We start from the raw sequence: 19,513 nt of genomic DNA, 5'->3' as shown, positions 1-19,513 counted from the left end.
GGGGCAGAGGGGCGCGGCGTCCAGCACGCAGGACACAACAATCGGGTTGTGATCGGGATTTCCTGAGCTACGGTGGGCACATTCGAATAAGAGCGCGATCAGATGACCGAATTTGAAACAAAATACGCAAAAGCCGTCGAGAAACTCATCGAGGCGGGCATCCCCCGCCGTGCCTACGACCCGCCCTTTAACATCATCCTGCGCCGCATGGGGCTAGAGATTCGTCCCGTCCACTTCATGACCTTTTGGCAGATCGTCACGATCCAAGGCATGACCTTTGGCGCGATGTGGGGCCTTTTGATGTGGACCTTCCTCTGGCGCTATAACGACATGCGCATCGCTGAGGCGGCACTGGGATCAATTTTTGCGGGCGTGCTGTTTGGCGCAGTCATGGCCGTTGTTGTTAAACGCAAATCTGACAAAGCGGGGCTGCCCACATGGGGCGAACTCTAATCAATGAGGGGGGTAAGGTGAGAGGCTGGACAACGACCCAAGCGGGGCTCGTTACGGCTGCTTCCTTCCGGACCTGACCGGGTTGGCGAGGCGCTCGCCCGCGCCAACCTCTCGAAGCATCAGATAGGCGACGATGCGGCTGGATGCAAGGGGCTAGACAAGTGCCAAAACCTGTCAAAAGGCCCCGATCTATAAGAAACCAGTTACAGATGTCGTCTAAACTAAGGGAATGGTCGCGCGACAGAGGTCGTGCAATGATCGAGAACTACGCCTGAATAGGGGACTTTTATGACGTCTTTCTTGCTGCGATACGCTACGTTTTTCGGGGTCGCGATTGCTTTTTTGCTCTCGCTCTTGCTGCCGCAAAACAACATCTTCACGCCGATTGTCTCTATCATCTTGGGCATTCTGACGCTGCTGGGCCTCTTGGATGCGATCCAAACGAAACACGCGGTTTTGCGGAACTTCCCGCTTCTCGGTCGGGTGCGGTATTTCTTTGAAATGATCCGCCCTGAAATTCGTCAGTACCTGCTTGAGGGCGACGACGAAGAGGTGCCGTTTTCCCGCGATGCCCGCGCCATCGTCTACCAGCGCGCCAAAAACGTTGAGGACAAACGCCCCTTTGGCACGAAAAAGCGCGTTTATGAGAGCGGTTATCAGTGGCTCACCCACTCGATCCGTCCCGTAAAAATCGAGGATAAGGATTTCCGCGTGTCCGTCGGTGGCCCCGATTGCACGCAGCCCTATAACCTCTCAATCTACAACATCTCTGCCATGAGCTTTGGCGCGCTGTCGGCCAATGCGATCTTGGCCTTGAACAATGGCGCGCGCATGGGGGGCTTTGCCCATGACACAGGCGAAGGCGGGATCAGCCGTTACCACCGCGAAGGCGGCGGCGACCTGATCTATGAAATCGGCACGGGCTATTTCGGCTGCCGTGATGACGAAGGCCAGTTTTCCCCTGAACAATTCGCGAAAACGGCTTCCTCTGATCAAGTCAAGATGATCGAGATTAAGCTCAGCCAAGGTGCCAAACCCGGTCAGGGCGGCGTGCTGCCTGCCGCGAAAATCACCCCCGAAATCGCAGAGGCCCGCCACATTCCGATGGGCGTCGATTGCGTGTCACCGTCCAGCCATTCGGCCTTTGGCACTCCGATCGAAATGATGCGCTTCATCGCGCAACTGCGTGATCTGTCGGGCGGCAAACCTGTGGGCTTCAAGCTCTGCATCGGGCACCGCCGCGAATTTATGTGCATCGTCCGCGCCATGCTGAAAACGGGCATCACCCCCGATTTCATCGTGATCGACGGCAAAGAGGGCGGCACGGGTGCGGCCCCGCTGGAATTCGCGAACCACATGGGGATGCCTTTGGTCGAAGGTCTGACCTTTGCGCACAACACGCTGCGCGGTGTTGGCCTGCGCGACAAAATCCGTCTGGGCGCTTCTGGTAAACTAGTCCAAGCCTTTGACATCGCCCGCGCCCTCGCGCTGGGTGCGGATTGGGTGAACTCTGCTCGTGGGTTCATGTTCGCGGTCGGTTGTATTCAGGCGCAGGCCTGCCACACGAACCACTGCCCGACAGGGGTCGCAACGCAGGATAAAATGCTGCAACGCGCGCTGAACCCCGTGGACAAGGCCACCCGCGTCGCCAACTTCCACCGCAACACGCTCAAGGCGCTGGCGGATATGACCGGCGCTGCGGGCCTGTCCCATCCGGGGCAATTTCTGCCGCACCACCTGATGATGCGCGAAAAAGCGGGGGACATGGTCACAGGCCACGAGGTCTACCCCTACCTCCCCGAAGGGTTCCTCTTGCGCGAGGAAGAGGACAACCAAGGCTACCTAAAACGCTGGCGGCGGTCCTCTGCCGAGAGCTTTTATCCCTTCGACGACGGGATCTGATCTACGGAATTGGCGGGGCAGCGAAAGCGTCCCGCCATTGCGCAATAAACCGCTCTGTCGCATGGCGATCCAAGGCCACCAGTAGCGGTGGCCTCAGCGGAATAAACCGCCGTGCACTGGGCAGCAGCCCCGTTTCCGACTGGTCGTCAGGAAACACCAACCCCATCTGCTTCACGATCCGCTGCCCCTTGGGGGATAGGATGAAATCCAACAGCCGCGCGGCCTCTGACGCGTGTGTGGCATTGGCAGGGATCATATAGGCGCGGGACAAAAACAGCGTGTAATCTTCGGGCAGGATCACACCCACATTGGTGGCGGTCGCGTTCTGCACATAGGACCCCAGCACATTATACGCGATTAGGAACCGCCCCGAGGCCACATCGTCGATGATCTCAGCCGAACAACAGGTCGCCACCGCATCAGCCCGCGCAAAACCTTCGAGAAGCGCACCAAAGGTCGTCGCCTCAAGACTGTCGTTGAACGCATAGAGATACCCAAGGCCCGAGGCCTCAATATCGTAGGTCGCGATATGGCCGCGATATTTGGTAGGATTTTGCCGCATCAGGTCGAGGAGTTCGAACCTACTGTGTGGCACTTCGCTCACGTCAACGAGGTCGGTGTTATAGGCCATGACCGCGGGTTCTTCGGTCAGCCCCCACAGCTCGTCCCGCCATCTGCGCGACGGGGGCAGCGCGGTCGTCAGGTCGGACACATAGCGCACCGCGCAGGCCATATTCACGAGGTCGAGCATCTGGTGCACCGCCGATGAAAACACCGCGTCGGCAGGGCTATTGTCGGTCAAACAGGCCGCTTTGCTTGCCTCATAGAGCGCGTTTGACCCCCATTGTTCGTAGTGCACCGACAGGTCGGCGTTGTCCTCGGTAAAGGCCTCTAGAACGGGCGCGATGATCGCGATGTCGGTCGTGGACCGCAGGGTTAATACGGTCGGGCCGCTGCCAAAATTGGTTGTGGCTTCTTGGGCAGTGAGGGGGGCAGCGAGGGCGATCAGTGCCGCTGTTAGGATCGGTTTCATGCCTGATCCTCCACCACATGAGGCAGGACGAGAGCGACCGAAAACCCATGCTGTGTCTTTTGCATTTCCACTTTCCCGTCAAAGGCTTGGGCCACCGCAGTCACAATAGATAGCCCAATCCCCGCGCTATCCTCACGCGACGATGCCGTCCGTTCAAACCGCGACCCGAGCCGTGCCAGCACCGCATCGTCAGGCCCTTTGCCCGCGTCCTCGACCCAGAGGATCGCGCGATCTCCGTCTTGCTTCACCCCAATCCGCACGGGCGGCGTGCCATAGCGCAGCGCGTTCGACAAAAGGTTCTTTACCGCCTCAGAGAGCGAAAATTCATCCGCGCTCACCAGCACAGGATCGCTGCCGATCACAAGTTCAACTTCGACATTCGGGGCGAGCAATTCGTGGTCGCGACTGTCCACAATGTCCAATGCCACATCGCGCAGGTCCACCATCGCCCGTGGCACGCTGTCCGTGCGGTGAATGACCAAGGCCCGCGACAACATCTGATCCAGCAAAACCCCCAACGACCGCGTTCGTTTCAACAACCGCGCAATCGCGACTTGCGCTCTTTCGGGGTCGTCCTCTTCGGTCACCGATTCCGCTTGGGCACGGATCGCGGCGACAGGGGTGCGCAATTGGTGCGCGGTGTCCGAGATTAGGTTCCGCATCGCGTCGATCTGCCGATCCAACCGCTGCATAAACCTGTTCATAGCGTGGAGGATCACGCCCACCTCTGCGGGTACGTTCTGATCGTCCAAGGGCGTCAGGTCATAAGGATCACGCTGCGAAAACCCGCCCGCAATCGCCTCGAGTGGACGCAAGGCCGACCGCACGATAAAGAACGCGACCAGCACCAGTGCGGCACCCGCCACCCCCACAGGGATCAGCGCGTCCAAGGTCAAGTCGAACGCCATTTGATCCCGCGCCCGTCGGGTTTGCCCGACCGTCACCCGCACCACGCCTGAAAAATCGCGTTCGGAGAAACGGCGGGTCACGTCGACGAACCGCGCATCCTCTCCGTTCATTGTCCCATCATAGAGCTGCTCTGCATCCGCGCGTCCCTCGCGCAGCGGCGCCGTCTCGTGCCCCGTCAAAAGCGTCAGATCAGGCCCACGAACGGCATATGTGATCCGATCATCGGGCGCTTGCGCCAGCAGTTCAAAGGCTGAGACGGGGAGGACCGTGACAGGTTGCCCGTCGATAATGCGAATGGACTCCGCGATGTCATTCGCCGCGCCGATCAGGATACGGTCATAGGCTTGGCGGGCCGCTTGTCGTCCGTTGCTCCACGCGGCCAACGTCACCAGAACGCCGCCCAAAAATAAGATCGTCAAAACGCCCGTCATCACGCGGGCCAAGAGGCTTCTGGCGCGGGGGAGGGCGAGGCTACTCATCAACGCAGATCCGATAACCAACCCCGCGCTGGGTCGCGATGGTGATCGGGCTGCCCGCGAATTTCTTGCGAAGCCGCGCGATGTATAGCTCGATCGCGTTCAGCCCCACATCGGCATCCGAAAAGGTAAACAGCCCGTCATAAAGCCGCTCTTTGCTCAGCGGTTGACCAGGGCTGCGCATCAATAACCCGAGCAGAGCAGCCTCGCGGCGGGTTAAATCCAACCGATCCCCATGAAGCGTCGCCGTCATCTGTGCGGGCGAATACTGCAACGGACCCAGCGCAACGGTATCGCTTTTCTGTTCGGACTCGCGGCGGAACAAGGCCCGCAATCGTGCCTCTAATTCGCGCTGATCAAAGGGTTTCACCAGATAGTCATCCGCGCCGAGGTCCAGCGCCCCAACGCGGTCATCGACTGAAAACAGTGCGGTGAGCATCAGGACAGGCGTCCGATCCCCGCCCGCCCGCATTTTGCGCAGCAGTTCGGTGCCAGACCCGTCGGGCAAGTTGATGTCGAGGATGATCGCGTCATAGCTCTGAACAGCGAGAAAATCCTCGGCCCCTTCGACGCTAGCGGCGTGATCGCAGGCCATCCCAGACCGCGACAGGCTGGTGACAACCGCCTCGGCCAAATCGGTGGCATCTTCGACCATCAAAACGCGCATCGCCGTGATTCCCTTTGGTAAGGCCCTGATTTGCCGCGAAAATCCCAGTGACAGGTTCGTGACAGGTTTATCGGATACTGATCTTGCTTAACCCGCGATGAGGATGCTGCAAAGGGCGGTATGGGACGCGGGTCGAATTCCAAAGCAGGGGGCTAAGCCCGCTGTTTGACACACCAAGGAGGAAACCATGACATTCAAAGCGACTCGTATTGCGATCATCGCAACCCTGCTGGGCGCAAGCGCACTGACCGTATCGGCAGAAGGCTATACCCCTGAAAACCCAGAGTGCATCGCACCTGCGAACCCTGGTGGTGGCTGGGACTTCACCTGCCGTCAGGTTGGTAAATCGCTTCAGGATCAGGGTCTAATCGGCTCGACCATGCAGGTTGTGAACCTCGCTGGTGGCGGTGGCGGCGTTGCCTTCGCAGAAGTTGTGAACAAGCGCGGCGATGACAACGACCTGATCGTTGCAGCATCCTCTGCAACTGCAACTCGTCTGGCTCAGGGCGCATACCCGGGCAACACCATGGACCAAGTCCGTTGGCTGGCATCGGTTGGCGCTGACTACGGCGTGATCGCAGTTGCTGCTGACAGTGAAATCGACAACCTGACCGAACTTCTCGACATGGTTAAAAACGACCCGACCTCGATCTCGGTCGCTGGTGGTTCGGCTGTTGGTGGTTGGGACCACCTGAAGGTTCTGATCGCTGCAAACGCTTACGGCATCGACGATGTTCGTTCGGTTAAATACATCGCGTTCGATGGCGGCGGCGAAGCCGTAACCCAGCTGCTCGCTGGTTCGGTTCAAGCCTTTACTGGCGACATCTCCGAAGCCAAAGGTTTCGTAGACTCGGGCGACATCCGCGTTGTGGCTGTTCTGTCTCCTGAACGTCTGGGCGGCGATTTCGCCGAATTCCCGACCGCACGTGAGCAGGGTGTAGACGCAATCGGCGCGAACTGGCGCGGGTTCTACGCACCGGGCAACATGTCGGACGAAGCATACGACGCTTGGGTTGCTCAGATCGCAACGCTCTACGCTTCCGACGAGTGGAAACAGATCATGGCTGACAACGGCCTTGCTCCGCTCGACCTGCAAGGCGCTGAGTTCGAAGCCTTTGTTGCCAACTCCGTTGCTCAGATCGAACAGATCTCGCGCGAAATCGGCATCATCCAGTAATTAGGTCACAGACCTTTTTATGATCGGACGCCGCGGGGTTCTGCGGCGTCCACATTACACCATCCGCCCCAAAATGGAGATCCCAATGAGCGATCGTATTTTTGGCGTCGTCGGAATTCTTCTGTCCATCGGTTTTGCTATTTCTGCATTCGCGATCCAAGAAAGTTTCCTATCCGACGCTGTTGGTCCCAAAGCTTTTCCTCTGATCATCGCAACGATCCTCGGTCTGTCGAGCGCGGTCATCGCGTTCCGTCCCGATCCTGAACCCGCATGGCCAGCCTTGGGCCGTCTGGTCGAAGTTGGCGCTTCTGTTGTCGTCATGCTCCTCTACGCACAACTGCTGCCAGAGCTGGGCTTTGTCATCGCGACCGCATTTGCAGCGGCCTATCTGTCGTGGCGTCTGGGGGCTTCGGTCCTCGGTTCGATCCTGACAGGTGTCGGCACCTCTGTGGGTATTTACGCGGTGTTTCACCTCATTCTCGGCCTGTCGCTCGCGCGCGGTCCCTTCGGTTTCTAAGAGGGCAGCATGGAACTTCTCGCAAACCTCGGCGATGGTTTTGCCATCGCGCTGACATGGCAGAACATCGGCCTCGCGCTGTTGGGCTGCTTCTTGGGCACCGTGATGGGTGCGCTGCCAGGCCTTGGGCCGTCGAACGGCGTGGCGATCCTCATCCCGCTGGCCTTCACTCTTGGACTTGGCGCGACACCTTCGCTGATCCTTTTGACCTCGGTCTATTACGGCGCGATGTATGGCGGCCGTATTTCGTCGATCCTTCTCAACATTCCGGGTGATGAACCCGCGATGATGACCTGTCTCGACGGCTATCCGATGGCGAAGAAGGGCATGGCGGGCGAAGCTCTCTCGCTCTCAGGCATTGCATCCTTTGTTGGCGCTTTCCTCGCCACTTGGGGTCTGATCCTCCTCGCGCCGCAGCTGGTGAAAATCGCGCTCCTGTTCGGACCTGCCGAATACTTTGCGCTCTTCGCCTTGGCCTTCATGACGCTTGGGGGCGTTTCCTCCACGAACCAAGCGAAATCGGCCTTTGCTGCGGCGCTTGGCCTTGGGCTGGCAATGATCGGTGTGGATACGCAAACGGGCGTGCCGCGCTTTACCTTTGGCGAAGTGCACCTCTACGACGGTCTCGACTTCCTCGTGGCGATTGTTGGCCTCTTTGCTCTGTCCGAAGTATTCATCTTCCTTGAAACCCGCCACGGCGAAGCCAGCGGCTCGGGCCACAAGCTGGAAATCGGTCGTCTGACACCGCCTTGGGCGATGATCAAACAATGCACGCCGACGATGCTGCGGACCTCGTTCCTTGGCTTCCTCGCAGGTGTTCTGCCAGGTGCGGGTGCGTCGCTGGGGTCGTTCATCAGCTATTCGATGGAAAAGCGTCTGGTCGACAAAGAAGGCACCTTTGGCACGGGCGATCCGCGCGGTGTTGCAGCACCTGAGGCTGGCAACAACGCTGCCGCTGGTGGTGCGCTGGTTCCGATGCTGGCGCTGGGCGTTCCAGGGTCGGGCACAACGGCGGTTCTCTTGGCCGTGCTTCTGTCGCTCAACATCACGCCGGGTCCGCTGTTGTTCACCCAGAACCCTGACGTGGTTTGGGGCCTGATCGCAGCACTCTTCATCGCGAACTTTATGCTCTTGGCGATGAACATCCCGATGGTGGGCCTCTTCACACGGCTCTTGCTGATCCCGCCACGTATCCTGATGCCGATCGTTGCAATGGTTAGCTTTGTCGGGATCTACGGGATTTCGGGTTCGACCTTTGACCTCATGGTGATGATTGCCTTTGGCGTCATGGGCTGGATCCTGCGTAAATTCGACGTGCCGCTTGTGCCGATCATCCTCGGAACGCTCCTCGGTAACGCGATGGAGAACAACCTCCGCCGCGCGATCACCATCGACAACGGCGACTGGTTCACCCTGATCGACAGCCCACTTGCGCTGTTCCTCTGGGCCATTGCGATCATCGGCTTCATCCTGCCTCTGATCATCGGTGCTAAAGTGAAAAAGGGTATGCACGAACGCCGTGACGAAGAAGGCGCGATCAGCGACTGATCCCGCCCTCCCTGAATAGACCAAAGGCCGGTGTCATCACGACGCCGGCCTTTTTCGTTTTAGGGGGTAGAACGCCCCGCGCTGCGTGCGATCAGCAGATCGTCGGGCACCGTGATGTCGGGCACAGGCCGCGCTGCGATCTCTGCGGCTTCATCAGGGGCAATCCCCAACATCCGCAAAATCGCTGCCGCATAGGACGGCAGGTCGACCGTTTCCCCTGCCAACAACCGCCGCAAAATAGCGAGGCCTGTTGTCTCTAAGATGTCCGCCGCCGTTTGTTCGGACATTGCGCAGAACCGCCCCGTCTCAATCCCCATGCGGATGATCGGCGGGGTGGTTTCGCGCATCATGCTGCCTTGACCCAACCCACGGGTGCCGAGTTTCGCGGTGAAATCCAAATAGAGCGGATATTCCATTGCGATCCGAATAAACCAATTCAGCCCGTAGGACAGAGCCACGGCGGGGTCAGTCTCTTTGCTGGCGGTAGATGATACGACCGAGATGATCTCTTCGGCGAGGTTGAACTTCGCCTCTTCCAACAGCTCGTCGATAGAGCGGAAGTAGTTATAGAAACTGCCCCGCGAAACGCGCGCCTCGTGGATGATATGGTCGATCAACGTGGCCTCTGGCCCGCGTTCAGCAAAGACCAGCGTCGCGGCCTCGATCAGCCGTTTACGCATCTGCACCCGCCGCTTTTTCGCGACGAGTGTTCGATGGTCAATGCAGCGTTTCAGCGGGCTCATGCGGCCTCCTTGGGGGCTTTGACTCCAAAGACAGCACAATATAGCGCGGGTGCAAAGAGCAGTGTGATCAACGTCCCCGCAATAATCCCGCCCATCATCGCATAGGCCATCGGCCCCCAGAAAATCTGGTGCGAGATCGGGATCAGCGCCAGCGATGCCGCCGCCGCAGTCAAGAGGATCGGACGCGCACGGCTATCTGACGCCTCATACACCGCATCCCAGCGGGATTTGCCCTCGGCCCGCAGGTCTTCGATCGCTTGAACCAGAATGATCGAGTTGCGGATCAAAATTCCGACCAAGGCCAAAACGCCCAAGATCGCGACAAAGCCCAATGGTGCGCCCGAACTTAGCAAGGCGACGACAACACCAATCAGACCCAGCGGAGCGACGGCCAGAACCACGAACATCAGTCGGAAGCTCTGCACCTGCACCATCACGAGGAACAAGAAGATGATCAGCATCAACGGCACAACAGCCGCAATCGGGGCCTGACTTTCCGCGCTCGATTCCACGGGGCCGCCAACCTCGACCTTGTAGCCGTTCGGCAAATCAGCGCGGAAGGCGTCGATCTGATCGGCGAGGTCGTTGACGATGGTTGCGGGCTGGTCATCGGTGGTGATCGCAGCAACGACCGTGATCGTCGGCACGCGGCCCTCTTGTTTGATGACGGGGGCCTCGGTCGTCCAATCCAGACGCGCAATCGACGCCAGCGGAATGAGCGTCCCGCCCGCCGTCGTCACCTGAAGGTTTTCCAACGCCCGCAGGGTGGTGCGGTCCTCTTCGGCACCACGGGCCACCACGTCGATCAGCGCAGTATCATCACGCAATTGGGTGATTGTCGTGCCCTCGTAAAGGCTCGACAACACGCCCGCGACATCGGATTGGGTCAGGCCCAATTGGCGCAAACGGGTCTGATCCAGATCGACGCGAACCACGCGGGTCGGTTCGTTCCAATCGAGGCTGATCGCCCGCAGACGGTCATCGGTGGACAGGAGCGACGCCAGCTTACGCGCCTCATCACGCAGTACAGCGTAATCCTCGCCAGAGACGCGATATTGCACGGGTTTGCCCACTGGCGGCCCGAGCGCGATAGAGGTCGGGAAGAATTCGACGCCCACGCGGGCATCGGAATAGGCGTTCACCGCAGCGATCAGGCTATCGCGCTCTGCGATGCCTTTGGTCTGAATGATGATCTGTCCGGTCGACGGGGCGGACGGCGGGCTGTTCAACGTCAGAACAAAGCGCGGCGCACCTTCGCCCACATAGGCGGTCCAATAATCAATGCCCTCTTGATCGGCCAGCCACGCCTCGAACGCAGCAACCTCGCGGTTGGTCGCGTCAAAGCTGACGTTCTGGCGCATGGTCACATCCACAACCACCTCAGGACGGTCGCCCGTGGGGAAGAACTGCTGTTCGACGAACTGCATCCCCATGACCGAAATCACGAAAATCCCGATGGTCGTGGCCAGTGTCACCCACTTGAACCGCATCGCTTGAACGAGGATCGCACGGAATGACCTGCGCAGACGGCCTGCCTCGGTTTTGTGGTGCTTCAACTGTTTCGGCAGGAACGCTACGCCCAGCACGGGCGCAAAGAGTACCGCGACCACCCAGCTCAGGAGGAGCGAGATCGCGATCACCCAGAAGAGGGAGTTGGTGAACTCACCCGCGCTCGACCCGTTTAGGCCGATCGGGATAAAGCCCGCCGTGGTGATCAAGGTCCCCGTCAACATCGGAAACGCGATAGAGGTCCACGCATAAGACGCGGCCTTGCTCAGGCTTTCGCCCAGTTCGAGTCGCGAAATCATGGTTTCAATCGCGATCATTGCGTCATCGACCAAAAGGCCGAGCGCGATAATCAACGCGCCGAGCGAAATCCGCTGAAGCGTGATCCCCATCGCGTCCAAAATGACAAAGGTCATGGCAAGAACGAGAGGGATCGCCAACGTCACCACCAGACCCGCCCGAATACCGAGAGAGATAAAGCTTACAGCGAGAACGATCACCACCGCCTCGATCAGGGCTTTGACAAAGTGACCGACGGATTCCTCAACGACCTTGGGCTGGTCGGCGACCAAATTAACCTCGATCCCGATGGGCAGACGGGTTTGCACCTCTGCCATGAGGGCCTTTAGCTCTTCACCAAAGTTCAGAATGTTCTGGCCTTCGCGCATCCCGATGATCAGGCCAATCGCGTCCTGCCCGTTGTAGCGGAACAGTTTCGACGGCGGATCGTCGTAGCCCGCAGTGACGGTCGCAACGTCGGCCAAGGTAAAGAACGTATCGCCCGACCGCAGCGGCGCATTCGCCAGCTCGTCCGCCGTGTTGAACTGACCAGAGACGCGGATTTTGATGCGCTCTTGGGGCGTGTGAATGGTGCCTGAGGGCACGATTTTGTTTTGGGTTGCCAGCGTGTTCAGCACGGTCTGCGCATCTAGGCCCAGAGCGGCAAGGCGGGAGTGTGAAAACTCGATAAAGATCGCCTGATCGCGGGTGCCGATCAGATCGACACGCCCCGCAGCATCCAAAAGCTGCACCTCATCCGCGATGTCCTCAACATAGGCCTTCACGTCCTCGGGCGCGAAACCGTCCCAGGTGAAGGCGTAGACGTTGCCAAACACATCGCCAAAGCTGTCGTTGAAGTGGAAGCCCTGAAATTCCGCAGGAAAATCGCCGCGAATGTCGGACATCATCGCGCGAACACGGGTCCACGATTGATCAATGTCGCGTCCGCGCACCGTATCGAGAAGGTCCACATAGACAATCGCGCGGCCCGCGTAGGTGACCGAACGGGTGCTATCGAGGCTGTCCAACTCTTCGAGCTTGCGTTCGATGCGGTCGGTGACTTGGGTCAGGGTTTCTTCGGCAGTGGCACCGGGCATAACGCCCGTGATGACCATTGTGCGGATGGTAAACGACGGGTCCTCTTCGCGGCCCATCGAATTGTAGGACACCAGACCTGCGACCAATGACATGATCATCAGAAACCAGACAAAGGACTTATGGCGGAGCGCCCAATCAGAGAGGTTAAAGCTTTTCATTCGATGCGGTCTCCGACGATCTGGCCTTCGGTCAGGGCATGAACGCCACGGGTGATAATTTCGTCGCCAATGCGAACGCCTTGGGTGATCACGGTGCGATCGCCCAGTTCGGCGCCCTGCGTGACGGGGGTAAAGTGAACGCTGCGGTCGGGCGTGGTGACGGCCCAAACGCCAAAGGTGCTGTCACGGTCCAAAATCGCATTGGTCGGCAGCGTGACAAAGGGCGCGTTGTCGCCCAGAGGGGCCGCTGTGACCAAGGCCCCGATGCGGTAATCCTCGGGCGGATCGATCAGCGTCAGACGCAGGCGGCGGGTGTCCAGACGGCCTTCGGCCACTGGATCAACTAAACGCAGTTGCGCGGTGACAGGGGCGATGCCGCTGGTGTGGTGCTGGATGTCGAACATCGCGTCATCGGGCAGCAAGTCGAGGATCGCGGTCGGCATGTCGATCACGGCCTCAAGGCCCGACAGATCTGACAGCGTCAGAATCGCGGCCCCTGCGTTGACGGTCGATCCGACCTCGACCTTGCGGGCCAAGACGATGCCGTCATAGGGCGCGGTCAACTGGCCGTATTGTGCGGCCTCGGTCGCTTGGCGGAGGGTGGCATTCGCGTTTTCCAACTGCGCGATGGCCGCGTCATTATTGGCGCTGATCGCTTCGAGCTGGGCATCGGAATAGACGCCACGCGCGGCAAGTTCGGTCGCGCGGTCAAACTGGCTCTGCGCGAGGTCGGCGGCGGCACGGGCGGAATCCACGCCAGCGGTTGCGGCGAGGAAATCCTGTTGAAGCGTGATCTGGTCAAGTTCGGCCAGAACCGCCCCTTTGACCACGCGGTCCCCCACATCGACCGAAAGGGTCGCCAAACGACCGCCCACGCGGAACGCGAGGTCGGTTTCGGTGCGCGGCTCAATCAGGCCCGTAAAGGCGCGGTGGCTGGCGATATCAGCGCTGACGATTTCGGTCACGACGGGGCGTGGGGTGGCGTCTTGGGCCAGAATTGGTGTCGCGGCAAAGAGCGCGAGGATCAGGGCAAAACGGGTCATTGTTGCGCCTCCGTATAAACTTCGCGGCCCGCATAGAGGACTTGCGAGCCTGCGCCAACGATCTGTTCGCCAGCCGTGATGCCGTCCGAAATGGCGATCTCTGCCTCGCGGTAGCTGGCGACGGTGATAGCGCGAGGGCTAACGGTCATGGTGGCGGGGTCAACGACCCAAACCGCGGGGCCGTTTGCGGTGACGAACAGCGCGTCAGCGGGGAGGGTGATGACGGGGTCGCTGTCCAAGGTCACACGCGCCTCGACCAATCCGCCCAAGGGCAGGTCGGTGTCGTTCGGCAAATGCGCGGTCATTTCAACGGTGCCTGCAACGCTCACCACGGGGGAGACTTCGGCTACAAACGCGATGATTGTCTCGCCGCCATCAATCGGCGTGATCGCAACGGGAAGGCCGATAACAGAGTTTAGGTTGGCGATGTCGGGCACATAGAATTTCGCGTCGAGCCGTCCGTCGGTCGCCAGTTCGAGGACCGATGCGCCTGCGCCGACGATTTCGCCAGGCTCGGCGTTGCGTTCGGTGACGATCACATCCTCAATCGCGTGGAGCGTGGTGTCATCGAGCCCTTGCTGAGCCTTGTCCAGCTGGGTTTGCGCCTGCCGGTAAGACGACTGCGCGCTGAGAAAGGATTGCACGGCTTCGTCCAGATCGGCTTGGGTCGCGGTGCCACGGGACAGGGACGCCTCAACACGGTCCCGCGATTGTTCCGCCTGTTTGAGGCGCGCCGCGACGGCCTCCAGCGTCGCCTGTGCCGCATCGCGCTGGGCCTGCGCGGTGGTAGCGTCGAGGCGGGCGATCTCTGCGCCTGCGGCCACATGATCGCCCACGTCCGCGAAAATATCGGTGATCAAACCGCCCAACCGAAAGGACGCGGGGTAGCTGTTTTGCGCCTCAACGATCCCGACCAGCGTGTAGTCGCGCGTGGGGGAGGATTGTTCAGCGGTGACAATTTCGACCAGCAAGGGCGGCTCTGCCAATGCAGGGCCAGCGAGCGCTGTCAGAAACAGGAGGGGGGAAAGAAATCGCATGTGATCCGACTCGGAATTCAAGTTAATTGACAGAAATGTCAAAATGACACTGGTGTCAAATTTAAATTTTGGCGGGGCCAAAGTCAGGGCGACAGAGGCCGTTCGAGTCGATCATGCCAAAGAAAGTTTACGACCGTGCTAATGCACCGTGACGGTCGTTCGAGGGGGAATATCAGGGGGTAGTTAGTGGAATGTTGATTCTACTTTTCCAACTTGACGAACGAAAAAGGGCGGGGAAAACCCCGCCCTTCTATCACTATTTCAATCTGGATTAGCCGATGATGGCGTTCAGCGTTGCCGAGGGGCGCATCACCGCTGCGACCTTGGCTACGTCTGCATGGTAGTAGCCACCCAGATCAACTGGCTTGCCTTCGCCGGCTTTCAGTTCCGCGAGAATCGCTGCTTCGCCGTCGGCCAGCGCCTTAGCGATCGGTGCGAAATGCGCTGCAAGGTCGGCATCGTCCGACTGTGCCGCCATCGCGTCAGCCCAGTAACGTGCGAACCAGTAGTGCGACGAACGGTTGTCAGCTTGACCAACTTTACGCTCTGGCGAGTTGTTGTTCTCGAGAACCTTCTGGGTCGCATCCTCAATCGCAGCACCGATGACGCCAGCCTTAGCCATGCCTTTGTCGGCGAGGAACTTAAACGATTCACCCAGCGCACAGAATTCGCCGAGGCTGTCCCAACGCAGGTGGTTTTCTTCCATCAGCTGCTGAACGTGTTTCGGAGCCGAACCACCAGCGCCTGTTTCAAACAGACCGCCGCCCTGCATCAGGGATACGATCGACAGCATCTTAGCCGAGGTGCCCAGTTCGAGGATCGGGAAGAGGTCGGTCAGATAGTCGCGCAGAACGTTGCCGGTGATGGTGACAACGTCGTTGCCTTTGCGCATTTCCACGAGGGTAAAGCGGGTCGCTTCACGCGGTGCCATGATCGGAATGTCGATGCCAGCTTCTTTGAGCGCAGGCACAACGTATTTGATCAGTTCAGCATCGTGTGCGCGGTTCGCATCGAGCCAGAACGCAGCCAGACCAGTTGCCTTGGTGCGGCGGATCGCGAGTTGGATCCAGTCCATGATCGGTGCTTTTTTCGCGGTTGCCGAACGCCAGATGTCGCCTTTTTCAACAGCGTGCTCAGAGATCACGTCGCCGTTGTCGAGAACGATACGCACGGTGCCTTTAGTCGCGATTTCAAAGGTGGTCGGGTGCGAGCCGTATTCTTCGGCTTTTTGCGCCATCAGGCCAACGTTGGACACAGCGCCACAGGTCGTGACGTCCAGTTTGCCAGTCTCTTTGAAGTAGTTGATGGTCTCGTCGTAGACGCCTGCATAGGAGTTGTCCGGAATGCAGCATTTTGTGTCAGCCGCTTTGCCGTCAGGACCCCAGCCGATGCCGCCAGCGCGGATCACAGCCGGCATGGACGCGTCGATGATCACGTCGGACGGCACGTGCAGGTTGGTGATGCCTTTGTCGCTGTCGACCATATACATCGCAGGACGTGCAGCGAGGGTCGCCTTGAGGTCGGCTTGCAGCTCTGCATCGCCAGCGATCAGTTTTTCCAGATCGCCGATGCCGCCGTTCGGGTTCCAGCCCAGAGCGTCCAGTTTCGCGCCGTGCTTCGCGATGAAGTCTTCGAGGTAAACCGATACGAAATGACCAAAGATGATCGGGTCCGAGACCTTCATCATGGTAGCTTTCAGGTGGACCGAGAACAGAACACCCGGTTCCATGCTGTCGATCTCTGCCTTTACGAACTCACGCAGGGCAGATGCCGACATAAAGGTCGCGTCGACGATTTCGCCCTCTTGGTACTTCAGGCCCGATTTCAGAACGGTCTCGGTGCCGTCTTCTGCAGTGTGAACGATTTTCGCGCCGCCAGCTTGGGCTGCGGTGATCGTGGTCGAGGTTTCATTGGCAAAGAAATCATTGCCCGGCATCGACGCAACGCAGGTTTTCGAGGTCGATTTCCATTCGCCCATCGAATGCGGATTGGCCTTTGCGTATTCTTTAACAGCCTTCGCCGAGCGACGGTCAGAGTTACCTTCGCGCAGAACAGGGTTCACAGCAGAGCCCTTAATCGCGTCGTAACGTGCCTGAATTTGCTTTTCTTCGTCCGACTGCGGATCGGTCGGGTAGGCTGGGATCGCGTAGCCTTGGCCCTGAAGTTCTTTGATCGCTGCAACGAGCTGCGGAACCGATGCGGACACGTTCGGCAGTTTGATGACGTTTGCTTCGGGTGTTTTCACCAGTTCGCCAAGCTCCGCAAGGTCGTCATTGACGCGCTGCTCTTCGGTCAGGAACTCAGGGAACGCCGACAGGATACGGGCCGCGACCGAGATATTGCGGGTTTCAACGGTGATGCCGGCAGCGCCAGCAAACGACCGAATGATCGGCAAGAGCGATGCGCTCGCCAATTCGGGGGCTTCGTCTACGGTGGTGTAGATAATGTCGGGGGTGTTGGCCATGGGTCGCTTCTCCGCTGTTGTCGCTGGCGCGTAGGGCAAAAATACAAAGGCGCAGAACGCCCGTGCGATTGCGTTCCGCTTAATAAACAAAGGCACTCAAGTCAATGTGTGCCATTGTATACCGAACGATTTTTGGCGGGCGTATTGTCGCGCTTAGGGCAGGGGCGCGGTTTGCCACAACTGAATACGCAACCCGCCATGCGACACGGGTTTGTTTTCCGGCAGGAATTTCAGCCCCGTTGTATGGGCGAGAGCGGGTTCCGAGGTGATGATCCCGACGCGCCAACCGCTGAACCGTTCCAGAAGCGTTTTGCCCAAGGCCCCATAGACTGCATAAAGCAGTTTCTTATTGCCGATGCGGGCGCCGTAGGGCGGGTTCACGATCACGATGCCCTTTGGCCCGTCGGGGCAAGGCAGGTCGCTGACTGCGTGGTTGGCAAAGGTGACTACATCGGCCACGCCCGCGCGCTCGGCGTTTTCCTTGGCGCCTTTGACGGCACCAGCATCGCGGTCCGACCCGTAGAAGGTCAGCGCAGGCCGTTCCGTCGGCGTCGTCGCGCGCATCGCATCCCATGCCGCAGCGTCGAAATTCGACAGCAGTTCAAAAGCAAAGCTGCGATCACGCCCAGGGATCAGGCCCGCCGCGATTTGCGCCGCCTCAATCACAAAGGTGCCAGAGCCGCACATCGGGTCCACCACAGGCTCGGTCCCGTCATAGCCCATTTGCCTCAGGAACAGTGCAGCAAGGTTTTCACGCATCGGCGCCTTACCGACAAAGGACTTGTGGCCGCGTTTGTGTAGGCTTTCGCCCGAGGTATCGATGCTGATCGTGCAAAGGTCGTCCTCGATCCGAACCTTAACGGTGATCGGGGCGTCCTCGGCCAGCGTCGCGCCAAAGTCCTCGGTCAGGGCGGATTCGATCCGTTGGCGGGCGGCTTTGTCGTGGTAAATCTTGGACTTGCGGCAGGTGACTTCGACCTTGAGCGGGACATCCTTGCGCAGCACATCGCCCCAAGGGAATTTCCGCGCCCGTTTGTCGAGCTGGGCAAGGTGCATCACTCGAAACGACCCGATCCGCACCAGAACCCGCGCGGCCCCGCGCAGTTGCAGGTTTGCACGCCAGACATCCGCCCATGTTCCGCGAAAACTCACCCCGCCCATGCTGGTGACGGGATCGGCAAAGCCCGCGGCTATCGCTTCTTCAGCGAGGACTGTTTCAAGGCCAGGGGCAACGGAAAGGAAGATGTCTAAATCGGTCATGCGGCGTCTTTATCGGGAAAACCACCGCCGCGCGAGAGGCAAGCGTATCGCGAGATCGTTGCCGATGGTTAATGGGGGCTGCAATTGCGCGGACGACGTGGGACAGGGAAACGCGGACCGTGATCATCGTCACGTCCGTAATGGTTCCCGCGATTGTTCGATCGGCCCCGATCATCATCCCAATCCCGACCATAGGATCGCATAATTTCGCGAACAGGCGTCACAACCTTATGGCGATTCGACTGCTGCAACATGGCACTCACGAGATACCCGCGGTTCGACTGGCTGGAAAAGCTCTTTGCCTGCGCACCAGAGGCGAAAAATAAGGCGATAATTGCACTGATCATAACTAAACGCATTTCACACTCCTGAACACTAAGCTGACCCTGTTGTCGCACGAATTTTGGATTTTCTCAAACCGTTCAGTGTCAGAAAATCCTTAAAAATAAGCTAAAATTTGATCCTTTGGGGGCTTTTGAAATTCATCGCCCGCGTTAACCAAATATGCGGTCTTTGCTTGATATTTTTCTGTTTGCGATTCCTTCTATGGTTGTTTTTGTCTCGCGCCCCGCTGTTGGAAAGATGTTCAGTGCTCAGAGTTTTGTTGATCGCTATCTCTGTCGGAATGATCGCGGTGACCTTGCCGATGATCCGGTCAGAGCATGCTGGCCTCTTTACCTACTTTCGCCATTTCGCGGATTTAGAGGAGGCCACGCGGGATGGCGCCCTTCCGCCCGCGCTGTCACGGTTCGTGCAGGTCGGGCAGATGTGGTCCTGTGACGGGTTGAATTCGACCGCCGCTCTTGAGGCCGAACCGCAGGATAGAGCCCGAGTCGCTCAGGCATGTTTGGCGCGGGCCGAGGCGATTTTGGATAGCGTGCCGACCATGTCTGCGGCGCATCAGGCGCGGGCGGCGGCGCTATACGCGTTAGGCGAAACCGACGAGGCAGTTTATGCCAAAGTATTGTCACGGATCACCGGTCCGAATGAGGGTGGCTTGGCGCTGCGACGGCTGGGCTTGGCCTACCAGCTGGCCGCAGAGAGACCGTTTAACCAAGGCGATGAGGCGGACGCGATCCTGATCCTCGGCTCTGCGGGCTATCGCGATTATTTGGTCGATTACTTTCTGTACTACCCGGATCAGCGCGATTGGTTGGTCTCTGTTCTGCAAGATCAATCGGGAAATGCTGATTTTCTACAATCGCTTAGGGATCGGTTGGCCGAAGAAGCGGCGCAGGGATGA

The 19,513-nt window shown here is 59.2% G+C and carries 16 protein-coding genes and 1 other RNA gene; 6 read left to right on the top strand and 11 right to left on the bottom strand.

The annotated features are described in order from the left end of the window. Positions 1-102 precede the first annotated feature (102 nt). Complete coding sequence (locus tag AC07ED_RS10055) at positions 103-453, top strand: DUF6404 family protein (RefSeq protein ID WP_105235663.1); 351 nt, start codon at positions 103-105, stop codon at positions 451-453. Positions 454-469: 16 nt separating this feature from the next. Here AC07ED_RS10055 and ffs read toward each other — a convergent pair. After that, positions 470-566, bottom strand: an RNA gene (gene ffs, locus AC07ED_RS10050) — signal recognition particle sRNA small type. Positions 567-741: 175 nt separating this feature from the next. Between ffs and AC07ED_RS10045 the strand changes: the two genes are divergently transcribed. Then, on the top strand, positions 742-2,355 hold the full coding sequence (locus AC07ED_RS10045; RefSeq protein ID WP_105235662.1) for an FMN-binding glutamate synthase family protein: 1,614 nt from the start codon (positions 742-744) through the stop codon (positions 2,353-2,355). Position 2,356: 1 nt separating this feature from the next. Here AC07ED_RS10045 and AC07ED_RS10040 read toward each other — a convergent pair whose 3' ends face one another. The 3 genes from AC07ED_RS10040 to AC07ED_RS10030 are packed head-to-tail and all read right to left on the bottom strand — an operon-like array spanning position 2,357 to position 5,440. After that, positions 2,357-3,388: an ABC transporter substrate-binding protein gene (locus AC07ED_RS10040; protein WP_105235661.1), complete on the bottom strand. Its 1,032-nt coding sequence runs from the start codon at positions 3,386-3,388 to the stop codon at positions 2,357-2,359. Beyond that, on the bottom strand, positions 3,385-4,776 hold the full coding sequence (locus tag AC07ED_RS10035) for a sensor histidine kinase (RefSeq protein WP_105235660.1): 1,392 nt from the start codon (positions 4,774-4,776) through the stop codon (positions 3,385-3,387). Before AC07ED_RS10035 ends, AC07ED_RS10040 begins: the two co-directional genes overlap by 4 nt. Further along, positions 4,769-5,440, bottom strand: a complete 672-nt coding sequence (locus AC07ED_RS10030) for a response regulator transcription factor (RefSeq protein ID WP_105235659.1) — start codon at positions 5,438-5,440, stop codon at positions 4,769-4,771. The genes AC07ED_RS10035 and AC07ED_RS10030 overlap by 8 nt, the downstream gene beginning before the upstream one ends. Positions 5,441-5,627: 187 nt before the next feature. On the opposite strand from AC07ED_RS10030, the gene AC07ED_RS10025 reads away from it, so the two are divergent. The 3 genes from AC07ED_RS10025 (at position 5,628) to AC07ED_RS10015 (ending at position 8,682) form a co-directional block, all read left to right on the top strand. Beyond that, on the top strand, positions 5,628-6,617 hold the full coding sequence (locus AC07ED_RS10025; RefSeq protein WP_105235658.1) for a Bug family tripartite tricarboxylate transporter substrate binding protein: 990 nt from the start codon (positions 5,628-5,630) through the stop codon (positions 6,615-6,617). A gap of 85 nt (positions 6,618-6,702) precedes the next feature. Then, positions 6,703-7,134: a tripartite tricarboxylate transporter TctB family protein gene (locus tag AC07ED_RS10020; protein ID WP_105236385.1), complete on the top strand. Its 432-nt coding sequence runs from the start codon at positions 6,703-6,705 to the stop codon at positions 7,132-7,134. Positions 7,135-7,143: 9 nt separating this feature from the next. Next, positions 7,144-8,682: a tripartite tricarboxylate transporter permease gene (locus AC07ED_RS10015; protein ID WP_105235657.1), complete on the top strand. Its 1,539-nt coding sequence runs from the start codon at positions 7,144-7,146 to the stop codon at positions 8,680-8,682. 59 nt (positions 8,683-8,741) lie between these two features. Here the strand turns inward: AC07ED_RS10015 and AC07ED_RS10010 are convergent, their stop codons facing one another. The 7 genes from AC07ED_RS10010 to AC07ED_RS09980 all read right to left on the bottom strand — a co-directional run bounded on the left by AC07ED_RS10010 (position 8,742) and on the right by AC07ED_RS09980 (position 18,629). Continuing rightward, entirely contained in the window at positions 8,742-9,425 is a 684-nt protein-coding gene (locus tag AC07ED_RS10010; RefSeq protein WP_105235656.1) for a TetR/AcrR family transcriptional regulator, read from the bottom strand. Continuing rightward, positions 9,422-12,466 (bottom strand): efflux RND transporter permease subunit, encoded by a 3,045-nt coding sequence (locus tag AC07ED_RS10005; protein WP_105235655.1) that lies wholly within the window; start codon positions 12,464-12,466, stop codon positions 9,422-9,424. The genes AC07ED_RS10010 and AC07ED_RS10005 overlap by 4 nt, the downstream gene beginning before the upstream one ends. Further along, positions 12,463-13,509: an efflux RND transporter periplasmic adaptor subunit gene (locus tag AC07ED_RS10000; protein WP_105235654.1), complete on the bottom strand. Its 1,047-nt coding sequence runs from the start codon at positions 13,507-13,509 to the stop codon at positions 12,463-12,465. The genes AC07ED_RS10005 and AC07ED_RS10000 overlap by 4 nt, the downstream gene beginning before the upstream one ends. Beyond that, a complete protein-coding gene (locus AC07ED_RS09995; RefSeq protein WP_105235653.1) occupies positions 13,506-14,546 on the bottom strand; it encodes an efflux RND transporter periplasmic adaptor subunit in 1,041 nt (346 codons plus the stop codon). Before AC07ED_RS09995 ends, AC07ED_RS10000 begins: the two co-directional genes overlap by 4 nt. A 271-nt stretch (positions 14,547-14,817) precedes the next feature. Continuing rightward, positions 14,818-17,010, bottom strand: coding sequence for an NADP-dependent isocitrate dehydrogenase (locus AC07ED_RS09990; protein ID WP_105235652.1), 2,193 nt, complete (start codon positions 17,008-17,010; stop codon positions 14,818-14,820). 153 nt (positions 17,011-17,163) lie between these two features. Then, positions 17,164-18,270 (bottom strand): THUMP domain-containing class I SAM-dependent RNA methyltransferase, encoded by a 1,107-nt coding sequence (locus AC07ED_RS09985; RefSeq protein ID WP_105235651.1) that lies wholly within the window; start codon positions 18,268-18,270, stop codon positions 17,164-17,166. 68 nt (positions 18,271-18,338) lie between these two features. Further along, positions 18,339-18,629 carry a hypothetical protein gene (locus tag AC07ED_RS09980; protein WP_105235650.1) on the bottom strand — a complete coding sequence of 97 codons (291 nt, stop codon included), beginning with the start codon at positions 18,627-18,629 and terminating at the stop codon, positions 18,339-18,341. Positions 18,630-18,874: 245 nt separating this feature from the next. Here AC07ED_RS09980 and AC07ED_RS09975 point away from each other — a divergent pair, with 245 nt between their 5' ends. Beyond that, positions 18,875-19,513 carry a hypothetical protein gene (locus tag AC07ED_RS09975; protein ID WP_158664541.1) on the top strand — a complete coding sequence of 213 codons (639 nt, stop codon included), beginning with the start codon at positions 18,875-18,877 and terminating at the stop codon, positions 19,511-19,513.

The sequence above is a fragment of the Aestuarium zhoushanense genome (assembly GCF_056431045.1).
The sequence above is the reverse complement of the archived record's forward strand: the minus strand, read 5'-3'. Positions and strand labels throughout refer to the sequence as shown.